This is a genomic window from Blautia faecis (assembly GCF_027662325.1).
Taxonomy (GTDB): Bacteria; Bacillota; Clostridia; order Lachnospirales; family Lachnospiraceae; genus Blautia_A; species Blautia_A faecis.
Genome location: NZ_JAQDKY010000039.1, coordinates 23,597 through 41,546 on the forward strand (window position 1 = coordinate 23,597; position 17,950 = coordinate 41,546).

11 protein-coding genes and 1 pseudogene are annotated in these 17,950 nt (G+C 40.9%); all 12 read right to left on the reverse strand.

What is annotated here, in order from left to right; genetic code table 11:
* Positions 1 to 58: 58 nt before the first annotated feature.
* A pseudogene (locus PGQ38_RS15625) lies at positions 59 to 445 on the reverse strand (arsenate reductase ArsC); the annotation flags it as partial.
* Positions 446 to 470: 25 nt separating this feature from the next.
* Positions 471 to 1,127 carry a thymidine kinase gene (locus tag PGQ38_RS15630; protein ID WP_270432558.1) on the reverse strand — a complete coding sequence of 219 codons (657 nt, stop codon included), beginning with the start codon at positions 1,125 to 1,127 and terminating at the stop codon, positions 471 to 473.
* A 62-nt stretch (positions 1,128 to 1,189) separates the two neighbouring features.
* Positions 1,190 to 2,122: a DUF1848 domain-containing protein gene (locus PGQ38_RS15635; protein ID WP_173717344.1), complete on the reverse strand. Its 933-nt coding sequence runs from the start codon at positions 2,120 to 2,122 to the stop codon at positions 1,190 to 1,192.
* A gap of 44 nt (positions 2,123 to 2,166) precedes the next feature.
* On the reverse strand, positions 2,167 to 2,646 hold the full coding sequence (locus PGQ38_RS15640) for a pyridoxamine 5'-phosphate oxidase family protein (RefSeq protein WP_270432560.1): 480 nt from the start codon (positions 2,644 to 2,646) through the stop codon (positions 2,167 to 2,169).
* Between the two features lie 897 nt (positions 2,647 to 3,543).
* The gene (locus tag PGQ38_RS15645; RefSeq protein WP_118583846.1) at positions 3,544 to 4,194 is read right to left on the reverse strand and encodes a TetR/AcrR family transcriptional regulator; all 651 of its coding nucleotides are present in this window, start codon (positions 4,192 to 4,194) and stop codon (positions 3,544 to 3,546) included.
* 303 nt (positions 4,195 to 4,497) lie between these two features.
* Positions 4,498 to 5,292 (reverse strand): S8 family peptidase, encoded by a 795-nt coding sequence (locus PGQ38_RS15650; protein ID WP_270432562.1) that lies wholly within the window; start codon positions 5,290 to 5,292, stop codon positions 4,498 to 4,500.
* 51 nt (positions 5,293 to 5,343) lie between these two features.
* Complete coding sequence (locus PGQ38_RS15655) at positions 5,344 to 13,668, reverse strand: InlB B-repeat-containing protein (protein WP_270432564.1); 8,325 nt, start codon at positions 13,666 to 13,668, stop codon at positions 5,344 to 5,346.
* Positions 13,669 to 13,956: 288 nt separating this feature from the next.
* Entirely contained in the window at positions 13,957 to 14,316 is a 360-nt protein-coding gene (locus PGQ38_RS20855; RefSeq protein ID WP_173717812.1) for a phosphatase PAP2 family protein, read from the reverse strand.
* A complete protein-coding gene (locus PGQ38_RS15665) occupies positions 14,292 to 14,465 on the reverse strand; it encodes a hypothetical protein (protein ID WP_173717811.1) in 174 nt (57 codons plus the stop codon). The genes PGQ38_RS20855 and PGQ38_RS15665 overlap by 25 nt, the downstream gene beginning before the upstream one ends.
* A 289-nt stretch (positions 14,466 to 14,754) precedes the next feature.
* Positions 14,755 to 14,940, reverse strand: coding sequence for a hypothetical protein (locus tag PGQ38_RS15670; RefSeq protein ID WP_173717810.1), 186 nt, complete (start codon positions 14,938 to 14,940; stop codon positions 14,755 to 14,757).
* Positions 14,941 to 15,008: 68 nt separating this feature from the next.
* Positions 15,009 to 15,464, reverse strand: coding sequence for a hypothetical protein (locus tag PGQ38_RS15675; RefSeq protein WP_118584190.1), 456 nt, complete (start codon positions 15,462 to 15,464; stop codon positions 15,009 to 15,011).
* Positions 15,465 to 15,571: 107 nt separating this feature from the next.
* Positions 15,572 to 16,516 carry a PD-(D/E)XK nuclease family transposase gene (locus tag PGQ38_RS15680; protein WP_270432567.1) on the reverse strand — a complete coding sequence of 315 codons (945 nt, stop codon included), beginning with the start codon at positions 16,514 to 16,516 and terminating at the stop codon, positions 15,572 to 15,574.
* Positions 16,517 to 17,950: the final 1,434 nt, after the last annotated feature.

Sequence of the window (17,950 nt, forward strand, 5' to 3'; positions counted from 1 at the left end):
ACTTTGCTGCCGCTTCTTTGCTTACCTGTAATTCTGGCTTTAGCATATCAAAAGCATTCTTCTTTAATTCAAGGATTTTCTTCCTGATTTCTTCCATAACTAATTTAAACGCCTCATCGCTTTTTCCCGTTGGATCTTCCAGTCCCCAGTTATCGTCAAAAGATCTGCCAATAAACGGGCATCCGACATTGCATCCCATGGAAATCACAATATCAGGCGTGGGGATATCGCAAATCAGTTTGCTGTACTGACCATCTGCTTCCATATCTATTCCATATGATTCTTTCATAATCCGGACCGCATCCTGATTGATCTGCGGTTTTGTCTCTGTACCAGCCGAATAGCTTTCAAATACATCTGATGCCAAATGCTTTCCGAATGCTTCTGCTATCTGGCTGCGGCATGAATTATGGACACAGATAAAAGCTACCTTTTTCTTACTCATAGAATAGTCCCCTTCCTCTTATATCTTACTCCTTTTCCATAATTTTACAGTTTCTCCTGGTACTCGTTTCATTTTCTGCTCCAGCTTCTTTCCATAATTTTCCTTCTTTGTAGTGCTTCCGGCAAAGCGCCACATAGCTTTCATTGGAGCCAAGCATGATCTGCGCACCCTCCCGTACAATTTTTCCATTTGCATACCGGGTATTACACTGTGCACGCTTTCCACACCAGCAGACAGTCGGCACCTCTTCTATGACATCTGCAATCTCCATCAGACGTCTGGAGCCAGGAAATAAGCGGTTGCGGAAATCGGTGCGCAGTCCATAGCAGATCACTGGAATATTATAAAAATCCACAAGGTCGGACAAAGTGTCTATTTCCGCTTCCGAAAGGAACTGTGCTTCATCTACCAGAACTGCATCCACTTTCTTTCCCTGATAACTGTATTCTTTATTTCCTTCTTTCCAGGTTTGGGAAATCTCTTTTAAAAATTCATCCACGTATTCTGCTGAAGCAGATAATCCCATACGAGACTGGATCTTGCGTTCTCCATCCCGGCTGTCTGTTCTTGGTTTTAACAAAACGGCATACTGACCGCGCTCTTCGTAGTTATAACGGACCATTAGTATGTTTGCTGATTTCGAGCTTCCCATTGCTCCGTAGCGGAAATATAATTTTGCCATTTTCAGACTCTCCTTATGCTCAGTGTTCTTTCAAAAGCTTTTCCATATAGCTTTTCCTTCTATCAATCAAATTTCAGAACCAGTTGTCCGTCGATCCAGCTTTTCTGATCCGCCTGATGTATTTTATCATCCGCTTTTAAATTTCCAATCAAAAACGGGGATTTCGGATCATGCAAAGCATAATTCTGACGAACCGTTTTGGTATCGTAATTAGCATAACAATATTTACATCCATGAAGACAGGTATTATATGCTCCAATATCATTTCCCATAAAACAGGCACATTCTTTCCGTAGTGGCTGCTTTTTCGGTATATCCAGCGTGGTATGGAGGGCTTTTTCGTATGTTTCCTGTGTCATACAGCCATTGCAATCTGCCCCATAACAGGCTAATTCTGTTCCTTCTCCACAGGGATATACTTTCATTCCATGTGCCGCGGCTATCTGTATCATGGTTTTCCCAAGTGACAGACGTTTTTCTTTTGGTACAGCTTGGGCTTCCGGAAAATTTCTTCTCACTTTCTGGTACAGGTCGATGAAACTGATCACGCAGGTATGGGTATAGCCCTCAAGGGCCTGTGCGATCTGTGTAAACTTTTGGATATGGACCTCTGGCGTATAAGTCTCATTCAGGAATATAGGGTCATAACGCCATCCCATGGAATCCGGTCCTGTAATCTCAGCCAGTTGCCGAAATGTATCTATTACCGCTTCTACATCTGGAACCAGAGGCTCTATTTCTTTTCCATAAGGGGTAATGGTAACGAACCAGTACATTCCATATGTTTTCAGTAAATCCATGTGTGAAAGCATAGGCGCCGGATTTTTCGAGCAGAACGCAATCAGATCTACCACAGAAGGCGAAAAGGTATATCTTGTTACCTGCTGCGGCTGATATGGATTCCGAACCATCACGTAGCCCTCTTTTATCCGGTTACACAGCCATTCCGAATAAAACGCCGGGATATCCGTCCGCATACCGGTCTGAATAATCATAAATGTGTTCCCTTCTTTTTTATGTCAGCAAACTCTCTTACATATTATTTCTCATTTACAAGCTTCCCTGTCATATGCTCAATTCTGATTGCAAATAGCTGGACACGACTTCTTGCAGAACCATTCATTTCTTTTTCTACTTCTTCTACTGTAGGGTAATATTTTTCTGCCAGTTTTTGAAGACGGTCTTCTATAATCTTGGTATCTGTGACAAGTTCTGCTTTTCCAAACACAACAACACTTGTGGCATTCCACTCCCAGTGCCCTTCTTTTTTGAAACCCTGGTTCCAGGTTGTCAGACACACTTTATTACATTTCTGGATTGCATCCATCTTGTGTCCTTCTCTGGCTCCATGAAAATAAATCGTATGATCAGCCTCTTCATAGTAAAAATTAATTGGAATGGTATAGGGATACCCTTCATCACCAATTACAGAAAAAGCAGCTCTTTTTTCATCTTTTAATATTTTTTTACATTCATCTTGTGAAACCTGTTGCTTAAATCTTCTCATCTCGCGAAACATAAGATATCCTCCTGCCAATTATTTTCCTTTTCAATGGAATCTCATTTTTAAGATTACATTTTGATTAAGGCAAACTCCATTTTTCATCTATATAGATTACCAGACAATTCAATTGGAAAGAATCACATTCAGAGCAGTTCCAGTTTTTCTCAGAATTGCTCTTTTTGTTTGCTCTGAATCTGATACTTTCCTAATGAATTGTACCATATGCAAATAGAATTTACAAACATTTGTTCTACTTATTTTCAAAAAATAGTGCGCCTAGCTCATCACTGAAGTAACGAGAATGCGACGCACAGTTTTTCAAAACTTTATCCATATGTTTTCCCTGTAACTTTCCAAAAGTATTTGAAAAGGGACTGTTTCCAGCCCCTTGATTCTTATAAATTTCCTTACAGATATGAACAACATGACAATTTGTGCCCCGGATATCTTTAATCTGCATACCACGATGGTTCATTTATATACCGAATAGTTCTTCTCCAGGAGCGAGCCTCGCACTTAAAGCATCCCATTACAGTTTTTCCATCGCTAAATTCAATACTTCGGTCCTCATGTGGTTCAATTGTTCTATGCGTGAAGCAGAAGTGCTCTTTATTATTTATTGATTGTCCGTCACATTGGATAATTGTATCTAAAAAGTTTACAGCTTCTGTAATGTCTTTAAATCCATTAATTTCCTCAGGTTCAGGATCCTTAAAGAGTAAAATACGTGGCATTTATTTCTTTATCTATTACTCCTTTATGGCCTGTTGCCTTCACTGCTTTCTGTGCTGCAAATACTGCACCGCAGATTTCACAGTATCTTACTTCCGTTAATCCATCTTCTGTGCAGGTCGCTGCTACTTCTGACAGGTTTTTGTCAGTCCTTTTATACTTATATGATTTTCAAAATATTTACTTTTCTGCCAAAACTGCTTCAAATCCTTCTTCTGCTTTTCTTACTGTGTCTTCTATGATTTTCTCTGCAATTGGTTTCAGATCCATTTTTAAGATCTGACCTATTACTTCCTCTTGTTTGGCTTCCGGTACTTTATATAAGGTAAAGCAGCATTTCAGTAATCTTCTTAATTTGTTTTCCATGGTAAAATAGAGGTCGCATTTTTTTGCCATAAATCCTCTGGTGATTCCGGCAGAGGCAATGTCCATTTCATAAAAATCTTTCAATTCTGCTTCTTTTATATATTGTGAAAAAATATGCTGAATCTTCTGCGCCGTGCTCATATAAATATATTCTGAGGTAGTAGGAAGAGAATATCCTACCACATATAATTCCCTCAACGGTTCTGACAATTCGGCTATGTACATCTGTATCGAAACTTCTACTCCATAGACAAGCAACGGATCCGGGGTTTCCCCTAATAATTTCTCCGCCTTATCAAACTGGCTTCCAAACATTGTTTTGACCAGGGTAAGCAGCAAGGCTTCTTTATTATCAAATGCTGCAAAAAAGGAAGAGGGGGACATCCCGGCAGCCTTTGCAATAGAGGCTGTTGTGGTCTTCTCGTATCCATTTTCCAGAAATAATTTTACTGCTGCATAGATCATTTTGTTTCTTCTGACGATTCCTTTATGTTGTAATCCTTTTGGCATTTTTACATCAATCCATCCTTGTAATTATAATTTTGCATATACTTTTGATTATAATCAATTATATATTGCTTTAAAGTTTTTCGCAACTATTATTTGGATAATTTGTACAAAATTCCCACATTATATTTATGAAAAAAGACCTATGAAAAATGATCGCTCTTTTTTGCAGGCTTTATAAAACAAAAAGAATGCAACACATGAGCTGCATTCTTTTGTTTTGTATCTACATTCCGCATTATTCTAACTACTTATCAATTTTCATTCGATATACCCCCACCCAAACTGAAGGTCATATCCCTTGTCTCCGGCATCAACAGCTTTATTTTTCAGATAGTCCAGTACTTTTTCCTGCGTTACACCTGGATTCTCCAGCAGGTACCCTGCTACAGCTGCACTTACTCTGGGGACCGCATAGGAGGATCCTTTCTGATCTTCATAACTTCCGTTTGCGCTTACATATACTGCTTCACCGCCAAGATACCACAGCGAACTTATGGGATTCCCGTTTTCATCAAGATCAGCTCCTGCCACGCCGATTACTTCTTCCCAGGCAGCCGGATATACCTGGCTTCCAGAAGGTGTCTGGAAGCTCAGGTTTCCGGCTGCAGCCAGTATCAGGACTCCGTTTTCGCTGGCATACTGAATTGCTTCATGGAGGAGGTTCGAATCTCTATTCAGTGTCCAACTCATATTAAGGATATCTGCATGGTATTTATCTACGCTGTCATAGATGGCCTGGATGATGGTATTATCGTCTGTCTGATTTTCAGATTCCCCATCAAAACACTTTAGCATGACCAGATTTGCATCCAGTGCCTTTTCCAGCAGGATTTCACAGACGCCTGTTCCATGTCCGCTGTTGTCAGAAAGGTTATCGCTGCCTTCCAGATAATTCCACCCTGTAATGTCTTCCATGTTGCAGCCTGAATCCAGAATACACACAGTTACCTGGGATTCACTGTCTGCAAGAACCGGAGTATATGCTCCGATTGCAGACATAAGGTACAAAGCAATTAATGGAAGTTTTGAAAAAATTTTTAGTTTGTGTTTCATAGCATCTTTTTTTGTCAAATTCAATTGATCAGTCAGTTTTTTGTAGCTAATTTATTCTGTCGGAGCCAGAGGTTCTGTTGGCGCCGGGGCGTCCGTTGGAGCCAGAGCTTCCGTCGGAGCAGGGGCTTCTGTCGGAGCTGGTGCGTCTGTCGGAGCTGGTGCTTCTGTCGGAGCTGGTGCGTCCGTTGGAGCTAGGGATTCCGTTGGAGCTGATGCTTCTGTCGGAGCTGGTGCTTCTGTCGGAGCAGGGGCTTCTGTTGGAGCTGGAGCTTCTGTTGGAGCTGGAGTTTCTGTTGGAGCCGGAGCTTCTGTCGGAGCTGGAGTTTCTGTTGGAGCAGGGGCGTCCGTTGGAACTACAGGCTTATAGTCGACATGAATATAAATCATCAAGTTTTCAACAACAGCTTCTGAATAGTTTACTGTATCTTCCGGAGTAAAGGTAAGCTTATATGCAAATCCTCCACCCTCTTTAGTGATGACTTTGTCCTCAACAGGTGTTGCCTTCCAGGTTCCCACAATAGTTTCGCCAGTAATTGGATTTTTCGCTTCAACCCAGCCATTAATCTCTGCATTTGAAAGATAACTTCCAACCACATTTCCTTCATTATCTATTGAATTAAATAGTTTTCCGCTGAAATCTTTACACGTCAATGCAGGTACCGCCTTCTTTACTTTTACGGTAAATATCTCTTCAATCGGTTCTACATTTTTTGCCACGCTTTCATCAGCAGGTTGAAAAACTGCTTGAAGCTTATAAGCGTTTTCAGTAACTGCCAGCTGCTTTTTCTCGGATTCTTCAAGCTTCCACTGCCATTCTCCGGCTGTTTCCATCTCTGCGACCTTCACCTTGATTCCGGATATCATATCTTTTGCAATCAGAGTTTTCTTTTTCGCTCTGTCCGGTTCTGTTTCTGACGTCAATCCATCTGAAAGCATCTGCCCATAAATTAGGGTCAGTTTTTCCGGGTCCGGAGTTCCTGTAATGTCTGCTTTGGCTTTTTGAATCTTATAGGGCAGGATCGTAATTTTTTCTTCACTTTCCGGCCATCTGTACAGTGCAGGATTCTTAAGTTCCATCGTTACATTGTACTCTCCAGCATCTAAATGCTTTTCATTTTGAACTGTTTTATAGAATTCCGTTTCTGGAATAACCGGAGCCTGTTCCTGCCCATTATAGACCATTTCCGGGATCTCAGGAGGCGTCACCACTGCTTTTATTGTGGATACGGTTACTTCTGCCTGGATTGTTTTAAATCCAGCTGTATTTTCTGGAATAAACAGCATTGTGTATCGGATTTCACCCACCTGGTCAAGTACTGTCTCAGGATTTTGCCATTGCCAGGTTCCTGGAATTTCTTTCTGATTGTATGTAGCTTTTCCATCGGTTAAGACCGGATCCTTTTCTGGTGAATTTTGGATATCCTTTAATCTGGTACCGATTTCAAATTCCTGTGCTACGGTTGGCACAGTTTCGATCACTGGCGTGATCCAGTAGATAGAGGCTGTTGTTTCAGCTGTAGTATCCAGAAGCACATACAGGTTATCTGCATTTTGGTCTTCCCGAATTTTATAACCGCTGAAGGTAACTTTAAGGTTTTCACCAGGTGTTTCCTGTTCAAACTTAAATATACCGTCTGTCAGTTCCAGATTTTCCAGTTTCATACCGTCGCCAGCACGTGTCAGTTCATAGGTTCCGGTGGTGGTAACATTGCCTTTTTCGTAATCACGGCGGTCAGCTTTACAGCTTACGCGGACACCAATCTGCGTTCTTACTGGAAGGTCAAATTCTACAGGAAGATAAATGTTGGTTTCAGAAGGCGTAAATACAACCGTATAATTTGCATTATCGGTTCCGTTATTTTCTCCAGATGGTTTTACTTCCGGAGTCTTCCAGCTGAATTCCCCTGTTACTTCCAGCCCATTCCATGTTACTTTTCCGCCTTTCAGGACGCAGTCAGATAACGGTTTCTGATATTCCAGAATGTTCGTTTCAGGTTTCGTTCCTAGCTCCGGTGTAAGCTTTCTTATTACAGCCTGATAGGTTCCGGTTTCTGTATAGGTATTCCCAGTCGAGGTTGTAACTACTGCTTCAATGGCCAGGATATATGTGTAAGCATCCGCCAGAGGTTCTCCTTTGTCCTGAATCTTTGCCGTAATGGAGATCAGATTCTGGTATTCTTTCAGGAATTCATTTTGTCCCAATGCTTCGTTAATAACAGAAACCGTGGAGTTTTCTACCTTTTCTTCCATTTTTTCTATTGGCAGATAATTTTCAATGGAATCCTCATAATCTCCGTTAATTATTTCTATCAGCTGGGACAAAATCTGATCCGTCGGAACTGGCTCACGGATACTTGCTGTTGTTTCAGCTGTAGTATCCAGAAGCACATACAGGTTATCTGCATTTTGGTCTTCCCGGATTTTATAACCGCTGAAGGTAACTTTAAGGTTTTCACCAGGTGTTTCCTGTTCAAACTTAAAGATACCGTCTGTCAGTTCCAGATCCGTTAGTTTCATACCGTCACCGGCACGTGTCAGTTCATAGGTTCCGGTGGTGGTAACATTACCTTTTTCATAATCACGGCTGTCAGCTTTACAGCTTACGTGGACACCAATCTGTGTTCTTACTGGAAGGTCAAATTCTACAGGAAGATAAATGTTGGTTTCAGAAGGTGTAAATACAACTGTATAGTTTGCCTTCTCAGTTCCGTTATCTTCTCCGGCTGGTTTTGCTTCTGGAGTTTTCCAGCTGAACGTACCTTCTATTATTTCTCCCTTCCAGATTGCCTTTCCGCCTGTAATTGTACAGTCACTTAAAGTCTTGCCATAACCCAGCAGTGCTGTCGTCGGAACTTCCTCGATTTTTGGAGTGACCATTCCAATAGAGGCTGTTGTCTCAGCTGTTTCATCCAGAAGCACATACAGGTTATCCGTGTTCTGGTCGTCCCGGATTTTATAACCGCTGAAGGTAACTTTTAGGTTTTCACCAGGTGTTTCCTGTTCAAACTTAAAGATACCGTCTGTCAGTTCCAGATCCGTTAGTTTCATACCGTCACCGGCACGTGTCAGTTCATAGGTTCCGGTGGTGGTAACATTACCTTTTTCATAATCTCGGCTGTCAGCTTTACAGCTTACGCGGACACCGATCTGTGTTTTCACTGGTAATTCAAATTCTACAGGGGTATAAAGCTTTGCGCTGTCACCATCCGGTATAAATGTCGCTTTGTATTTTGCGGTTCCGTTATCTTCTCCTGCAGGCACAAGCTCCGGTTCATTCCAGCGGAAGCTTCCGGTCACCTTGTTTTCTTTGTAGGTCACTTCGCCTCCCGTAAACGGACTGAGCGCCAGTTTTTCCTGATATTTCAGGTTTCCAGCCAGTGGCAGTACCGAAACCTCAGGTTTCATTTTTCCCAGTACGAAACTGCCCTTGGCAGTACCTTCCCATTCTTTTCCAGCCAGATCTTTATAAAGGATATCTGCCTGGTAAGTATAGATATACTGGTTTTCTGTCTCTTCTACTTTGTCAGAGAGCACCACATGGAAAGAAATCCGGTTCCCATACAGCTGATACACATTTTCCTTTTCCAGGATTTCTGTCAGTCTTCCAGTGATTTCTGCCTGAAGCTTTTTGGGGGTATTTTCCAGTGGAAGATACTTTTCCAGGGAGTCCGTATAATGATTGGATAAAACTCCTGTTATGGATTCCAGTATCTGCTCCGGTGAAACTAATGGTTCCCACTGTGCATAAAGTGTACTGTCTTCTTTTAACTTACGGTCAAATTCATACGGTTCCCCGCTTCCATCTGCTGTCAGATACCAGCCTTTAAATACGTAACCAGGCACAGACGGATCCTCTGGTGCTGTTACATCCTGCTTTTCTGTGGAGTAAATGGTCTTATAAACCCCGTAATCGTCTAAATTATAATCAAATGTGATCTTATGGCGTTTATAGGCCCGAAGAACCAGCGTGATATTTCTCTGTGGCATGGTAAAGGTGATTTTATTCTCACCAGTAACGCTGTATTTAAAGTTATCATATGTACTGACGACTTCCAGGTCACTGTAATCCGGGTCCAGCACAGTCCTTATTTCCACTTTCGTTCCGGAACGGATCTCCTCAGAACGGATCAGCACATTTCTAAAAAATGATTTCCGATATGCCTTAAAAGTCCTGATTCCGTCTCCAGCCTGTATGACAAGCTGTACCTGACGGAGATCAAGTTTCAGGTAGACGTCTTTCTGGCTCTCCCTGCCGGTTATGGACAGGCTGGTCTTCTGATCCGGTTCGTTATTTACGGACATCATCACCGCCTGCTGTTCCCCGTTAAAATCCCGTTTGTTTATGGTGAGGTCATAGCTGCCGTTCTTCTGCTTCTTAAATTCCTTCACGGTACCGTCCGCAGCAGTTACCCACAGCTTATAAGTGGTATCTGCTTCTTTCCCGTTCAGGCTTATGTGATAATTTACCTGGCTGCTTTCACCCGGGAATCTGTGCACATAAAGATAATAAGTTGTTTCATAATTTTGGTCATCCGCAAAAACTTTATATCTTAAGGTTCCATTTTGCGCATCCAGTGAACAGTCCTTCACGGAACCAATTCCGGATTGTAGGGAACCGCTTCCATTTATCCACTTACATTCCATACCTGCCAGTTCCGGATAAGCATCTTTTGCTTTCTGGATGATCTGGTTTAAATTCAGGCTGACGGTTTTCCACTCTGCTGTTTTCTGGCCTGTACTTAGATAACTGGTAAAAGTGTTCTGATAAACCAGGGCATTGTCCCAGCCGGCAGGATCCAGTCCCCATTCGTCTGCGCACCAGTCCCTGAGCACGACTTTTATCGTGTGGTTTGTGGTTGCAACATAAATTTTTTTACTAAGATGGAACCTGCTGACCTGCTTTTTCACGATAGCAGATTTGCTGTTGTTGGTATAAGTTACAACAAGGTCCAGTTCTGCCTTTTTACAGTTATATTTTGCCGCTAGGCCCTGATCCAGATAAATAAATCCGGGGCTGGTGTTGTTCTTTCCGTTTCCTACATAAAAGAGTTTTGCCAGGGGATCTTTGTCCGATACTGCTTTCCCATCAACTTTCAGATTCTGGATCTGAAGGGAAATACCTGCATCCTTCTGGGTCGCCAGAACGAAGCTTTCTTTGCATGTGCCTTTCGCCATATCCCAGTTTTTCATCGGAATGGAAGAAAAACCGAAGGAATCTTTTTGGTCTGCATTTTTGGACACAACCTTCCACATGTCAGCCAACGTGGTCTGGTTCATATAGGAAAAACCGCTGGAATAGCTTTTCGACCACAACGGCCATCTGCCGCTGTATACGGTCCAGCTCTTTTTCTTGGTCTTAAAGATAAGCTTGACTTTCAGCTGAAGCTTGACAACCACATCAATACCGACCTCAAATTTCAATGCGCCCAGCTCTGTGCTTGCACCGCTTACCAGATTCGCGGTGTTATAATAGAAGCCAGACAATTCTGCGTAAGCGTAGACGCTGCCTTCTATGCTGGTGGAGATGAAGCCGCAGAAGGTAATGGAAATCGTAACACGGATTCCCACCCTTGCCCCTACTTTACCAATCAGGTAAACACTGCTGGTCACGCTGCTTTCCAGCTTCTGTGTATAGGAGCTTCCTTCAAACTTCAGGAACTTATACTCAAATCCAATGCGTTCTCCGCTTTTTACCTCAATTTCCACGCCAAAGGTTGCCAGCACACCGACCTGGCCCACAAGGTCAATATCCACACCCAAGGTAATGATTCCGTAGAAAGAGAACCGCAGCTTCAAAAGAACGACGTTGAAAATATCATTGTAGACCAGGGAGGAATTTACAATGGAACCAACTGTCTTCATTAGTTCGGAAACATTTTTGTCATACTGGCTGTAGTCGTTGGAATCCTTTAACCCTTCTGGTTTTACGATCTCGGAAAGTGTTTTCTTCGCATCATTGAACAGCTTTACAGAGCCGCCGGAGGATGCGGTAACCGTAAGGGAAATCTTGGATGTGGAACGCAAAGTTACGGACATATCGATCCAGAATTTTCCACCTTTTACATTAGTCTGTACGGACAGGCTCTGGGTAAAGGACAACTTAGGTGAAATGGTAAGAATCGTCTTCGAACCGTTCTTAATGGCTGCACTTGCCGAGATGCTGATCGTCGCAGTTACATTGCTGCCGGATGCAGAGATCTTTACGGATGGTTTGCCCGGCTTCAGGGTGGCATTCATTCCTGCCAGGGAATAAACTCCTTCCCCGTATTTTTCATTGATCATCTTCTGGGTTTCCTCAGAAGTCATAACCGCCATCAGCATCTGGGCTTTTAATTCCTCGTTTTCCTCTACCTGGCTGACGATTTTGGATTCCACTACCTGGAGTTCTTCTTCGGACAGCTGGCTCTCCAGATCTACATCATCTGTAGTGTTTACATCAAAATCTGCCAGGTAATCCTGTGGATTGGCATATCCGAACCAGATCCTTGTCTGATCCCCTTCGCTCTGGACATCCACAACCTGAGCAAAAAGCACATATCCGTCAAAAGAGCCTTCGGTATAGGAATCCATGCTCTTTTCATCCCGGCCGATTTCGCCGTCATAAAAGGCTACGATTTCCCCGGGCTCATAGTTAAGCGTCCCATTTACAAGAAGTTCCCCAGGCTCATATGCCGGAGTTTCGGTTTCCGGTACATCCTCTTCTGTTTCAATTTCCGGTTTTTCTTCGGAAGGAAGTTCTTCATTTTCTTCTGTTGTTGTGGAAGGCTCATCCGCTTCCTGCCGGGAAAGAATTTCCTTTTCTTCCTCCTGAAGGAGTTCAGCTGTTTCTTTTTCTGTTTGTCCTGCTGTTTCTTCTGAATTTTCTTTCTCAACAGCAGGGGTGTAGGATATTACCTGGTCCCAGAGAATATAATCGATATCTTCTGAAAAACCAACAATCTCCACCTTCTCTTTATAAACAGAAACTGTAACTGAGCGAACATCTTTGGAATAATCTGCAAAATTAATTTCTTCAGGAAGCCTTACTGTAAATGTGGCTCCCGGCTCAAATCCTTTTTTTTCATCTTTTTCGTAATATTCACCGAAAATGGAGAAACCGTTCGGTGTCTTTTTTACAGACAGGATCGGATCCAGATCACCGGCTCCCGGCTCTAAGGAGACAGCGGACAGAACCTCGTCTTCTGTCATTTTGGTATCTGTAATCAGCGGGATCTCTCCCTGCCAGTCGAAATCATTTAACTCCGCACAGCTTCCATCCTTTTCCTGGCTTATGGCTTCATTGGAAGTAAAAAGCGCATACAGAGTCATATCTTCCTGAATCGGCTCTGTATATGCAAATAATTCGGTACACGCTTCATCACGGCACCATCCGCCGAAGGTATAGCCCTCCTTATTTGTAGAAATTTTGGATACTGGTTTGGAAAGAAGTGTTTCCCCTTTTGCAAAGGTAAGAGGTGCTGCTGGTGTACCATCAAATGTTTCAAAGGTAACGGTCACAGCTTCAGCAGCATCTGTAAAACCTGCATATAAGGTCAGAGGTCCGTTCACACAGTCAAACTGGGAATACGCTTCTGTACAGGCCGCATCCTGATACCAGGTGGTAAATATGTATCCTTCTTTTTCTGGCGTGATCCCGGTAACATTCACCGGAGTTCCGGGAACTGTCTGACGGACAGCCACTTCACTGCCATCAGCTACAAATGTAACGGAGTAAGTTTCCAGTTTCAGAGAGCTTGCTGCACCACTTGGAAGGGTTTCACTGCTTCCGTCTGGTTTTTCCAGTTCCAGTGCTTTTCCGGACTGGTTTGTTACTTTACAGGTGGCGTAAACCGCCAGGGAACTTACCGGTTCTTTTACTTCCACATCTCCGATGGTTCCGCTTCCTTCCAGTGTTACTGCCTGGCCGCCGTTTAATTCCAGTTTGGAAATATTCGTTTCAGAATCAATCTGCAGGGAAGACTCTTCTGTCTTTTCCCCGGCTATCAACAGCTGGTCTGCTTTCACACCAGTGAAGCTGATCGCAGTACCCTGGCTGATGTCCAGTGCTTTCGCAGTAACATTAGATAGCTGGATCTTTGTTGTATTGCGGATTGTGATGGTTCCTGCTGTGATGCCGGAAAGATAAACTGACCCACATGCAACCAAAATGGATTTGGAATCATCCGACACCCTTAGTTCATCGGCCTGTTCCTGGGATGTGATCACATAATCGTAACCAGCTGTATCAATTCCATCCAGAAACCTGCTATCCACGGTCGTTTCTGCTTGATCCGAAAATCCCTGATTTTCAGTTCCTGCAAGCACAGTACTTCCCATTGTGGTTGTCAGCATAACTACCACCAGAAAGAGTGCAATTGTTTTTCTGAAATGCTTCATACATTTCCTCCTCCCTTTTGGCAATGCTTTTGCCTTTTCTTGTAATTACAATGATATTTTAACTATTGATTATAGTCAATTATATATTATTTGGTACCTTTAAGCAACTGTTATTTGACAATTTATGGCAAATTTCCAATAGAAAAAGGAATGTTCACTCTGAACAATCCCTTTTTATAAAACTTTATTCGTTTTTCACACGATACAAAGGATGATTCTTTTTATTATCAGAAACAGCACCCCTACTGCTATTGCATATGTTTCTCTACCCGTTTTTTCTCCAATCTGTCACTGATTCCTACAGCAAAGTAAAGTGGCTCCCCGATATATTCCAAACAATCCGAAGCTCAATAGAACACCTCCGATGATGTCTGTACACCAGTGTACACCATATAATAATCTTCCACATATCATAAACAAGGAAAAAAGAACAGAAAAAATATTAGTTTCTTTTCGTAACCAGTAATTCGAACTCCTATGATTTGCCTGATACATAAGCGAAAGCATGACACTTACCTGATTGATCTTAATCTGCATTTGCCAGTTTACTACTCGGTAAATCTTAAAAAGTTTTATGATGTCATGAAATTCTGTATTCTCTTCCCCTTTGTATTCTTTCGATATTACTCCTGCTCGTCCTCTTGACATTTTTCTGCCTCATCCTTTCGTAATTTCATCTTTTGTTGAAACGCCTTCTCCATTTCGTCGTCCACCACACTAGCTCTGATAAGGCAGCAATACATAAGCGTAATCACCACTGCCATCAGAACGAAGAACACAAGCCAAAATACCCACATTCTTTTATCCCTCCGTTTTCATAATATGGAGTGGTTCTTTACTCTCCTACTTATAAATAATAAAAATTTTCGACGAAAAGTGTAAAAATTTGAAAATAAATTGCGATTTTTTTAAGATTTTCTCGATTTATAAAAGAAATGGAATTGAAATGTGATTACCACTTTAGATTTGCAGGGTTTGATGATATAAAATGATTTCTGTATCGATATAGGGAAATAGTTGAATTTCTATAATAAAATTGCCATCCGATCAGATATTTATCCAACCAGATGGCGACAACTTCTTCATTTATGCTGGCAGCAAGTCCGCATTTTTAATAATTTCTTCAATCTGTTTTTCTTCCATTCCCGCTACATCAGCGATCTGAGCGATTGTATAACCCTTGCTGTGCATTTTTACAATCATTTCTTTTTTACCAATCTCAATTCCTGTCTCAATTCCAGTTTCTTTAATTTTCTGACTTAAATTACACATAACACTCACATCCTCTCTAAAGTCTTATTCCATTGGAATATCATATTCGTTTCCGATGATATTGCATTTTATCTGCCAGCCCTAATATAAAACAATGGAACCCATAATTTTGTTTTTATTTTCTTACCTTCCACACTATAGGCTGTCACATCACAAGTTTCAAATTTTTCTTGATTGCAATGGTGTTGTAGAGCATCTGCCTCTTGTTCCATAAGTGTATATGTGAAACTTTCAGAGGGCATAAGAACCTTGGCATTTTCTACTATGTGACAATCTACAAGCAATTTGTTTTTATAGCACAATTCAAAGCTCTCTAGTATAAATGGATTTTTACCTGTATTATAAATTTCAATTCCATGTTCTGATAAACTTGTTTTAGTACGGTATTCTTTATCTATCAGTTCCGTTTCTGGTGTAGAAACCATTTTAAAAGTAAGCTTTGGTCTTTCACGAAAAAACATCGTAATCTCATTGAAAATCCAGCCAACAATTACGCCTGCCAGAGTCGCTACTAATTCACGCATTTATAATCTCCTTTTGTTCAAGGAAAAGCTGTTCTCCTTTTATCTGGGAATTGATAAAAAGCCATTCAAATGAACATCCATTTGAATGACTTTTCCTTCACACAATATTATGCTGGTAGCAATTCCTCATTTTTAATAATTTCTTCAATCTGTTTCTCTTCCATTCCCGCTACATCGGCGATCTGAGCGATTGTATAACCCTTGCTGTGCATTTTTACAATCATTTCTTTTTTACCAATCTCAATTCCAGTTTCTTTAATTTTCTGACTTAAATTACACATAACACTCACATCCTCTCTGAAGTCTTCTTCCATTGGAATATCATATTCGTTTCCGATGATATTCAATTTTTCATTTACAGACAGATTCTGGGATAACAATGCTCCAAGTAATCTATGTAACTCGTATTTTTCTTCATGTTCAGGAAGCTCTTCTGCCAGTCCGATCATGACAATATTAATCAGATCCAACTTTCCCTTCCAGGCATGCGAATTGACAAGACTATCCTTTACCAGATGAATATGCTCCAAACTATTTTCCGGCATGTTCATACACACCCAGATGGAATAAACACGTTTGATATCATTATAATTTGAATTTGAAAAATCTTTTTCTTTCTGTGAAGAAATCATGCGACTCACATAAAAGATAGCTCGGTTTAAAATCTCATATTTCTCAGACTCATCCTTTTGTGCTTCCACGTTCACAATAATCTGTGATAATCCATCTCTCATCCGTACATAAAAGATAATATCAAACCTTATAGTTCCTTCATGAATCTCCTGGTTTTCAGAATTAAAACCTACGACTCGCTGACTATCTTTTTCAACAACAGTATTCGTAAGCCCAGGTTCAACCGGAACAGTATTAATAAATGGCTCTCCTTCAATGTAAGATATTACATCTTTTGGATTCATTCCCATGAATTCATCTACTGTTTTTACCAGTATATGTGCCAGAATGCTTTTCTGACCAAGCAGTCTTTTCGCTCTCTCATCATACTGTGCATCTTTATCAGTTATGAGAATTGCATTCTTCGTTTCTGTATTCACTGGCATTACTCCTTTTCGGGTATATTCAAAAATCCTTTTCCGAATATAGTTATATTATACTCTAATTCGGCATTTGTAACAACTGCTAATTTATATACGTGATCTTGTATTATCACAGCCCAAATGAAACAGACCGAACCCTGCATAATCAATTATACTTGGTTCGGTCTTACTTTATAATAAAGCATATTGTACTTGAGATATGATCTATTAAAAATTTTTTCTGGTTGTTTTACTGCACAGCTTACTGCACGGTTTTTGCAATAATCCCATGCCATGAACCGCCATTTAATGCTACTTATAAAAATCTCCTAGCACCTTCGAAAAGCCTTAAAAGATCGCATTTAACGGACATTTTAATAGCGAAACAAATCACCATTCCCATATGGGTGACATGTTTTTACTACTCATAAAACTCCTTATTTTATGCGGATTTCAACCGCTTTATCTTAAATTGACCACGTTTTTTTCACAGTAAAAGCATGGTCAGTAAATAGTTAATTTGTATTTTTCGAAACTTTTTCCAGTTTAACACAAATAATTGAAAGGTTCAAGGTTCTCTGATGTGAATTTTTTTACAGAAAACCTTTTAATTTAGCTTAATGCAAAACATTTCCTGCCACAATAAAATGAAAAGCTGCCAATACTATACCAATAACTATCAATGCAATTCCATATAATACTTTTTTCCACTTTATATTTAATTTCATCCAGGCACTCTTCTCCCATCTACCTCACTGATAAATTTTTCTATAAGTTTGTTTACTTCATCCGGTTGGTCAGTGTTGGAATTATGGCCAGCATTCTTTATCCACTTAAGGGGTAAACCTTCTCTCTGATGCCATTTTTTATTGTAGTTTTTTGCTGAGCCCGCTTTATCCTTTTCTCCACAGATAAGTAATGCCGGACAACTGATATGATATGGCAAATCTGCTTTGATTGCCTCAGCAAGCATTCTATAACCAAAACCGGCAAGCCTTGCATATTCTTTACAAGGCTGGAGCGATTATACAGTGGCCTATACGCAGATTTACAGTATCTCATATGAAGAAAATTCATCTCAGAACTGGAATGATTATAGAACCAACGGTTTAGGAAATCTTAGATATGCTATGGGAAATTTTAGAAATAATGTCTATGGAGATTATATCCGGTATACCCATTCATCCTGTCATTCATATGTAGTCATGAGTATAGATGGAAAAATATTGGTTGTAAATGGTGCAAATGATTCAGCGACAAAGGAAATCTATCATACTATTAGCGAAAAGGTGTCAAATGAATTAGAATAGCATCCGAAACGCTGGGAAGCTGTCGAATCGATTACTTTATTCGATCGGAAGCTCCCAGCCCCAAGTTACTCCATGGAAGAATATTCATTTTTCTTTTCCAACTGTAGTTTCGCCGCTCTTATATCCTTTAATAATCTGGAAT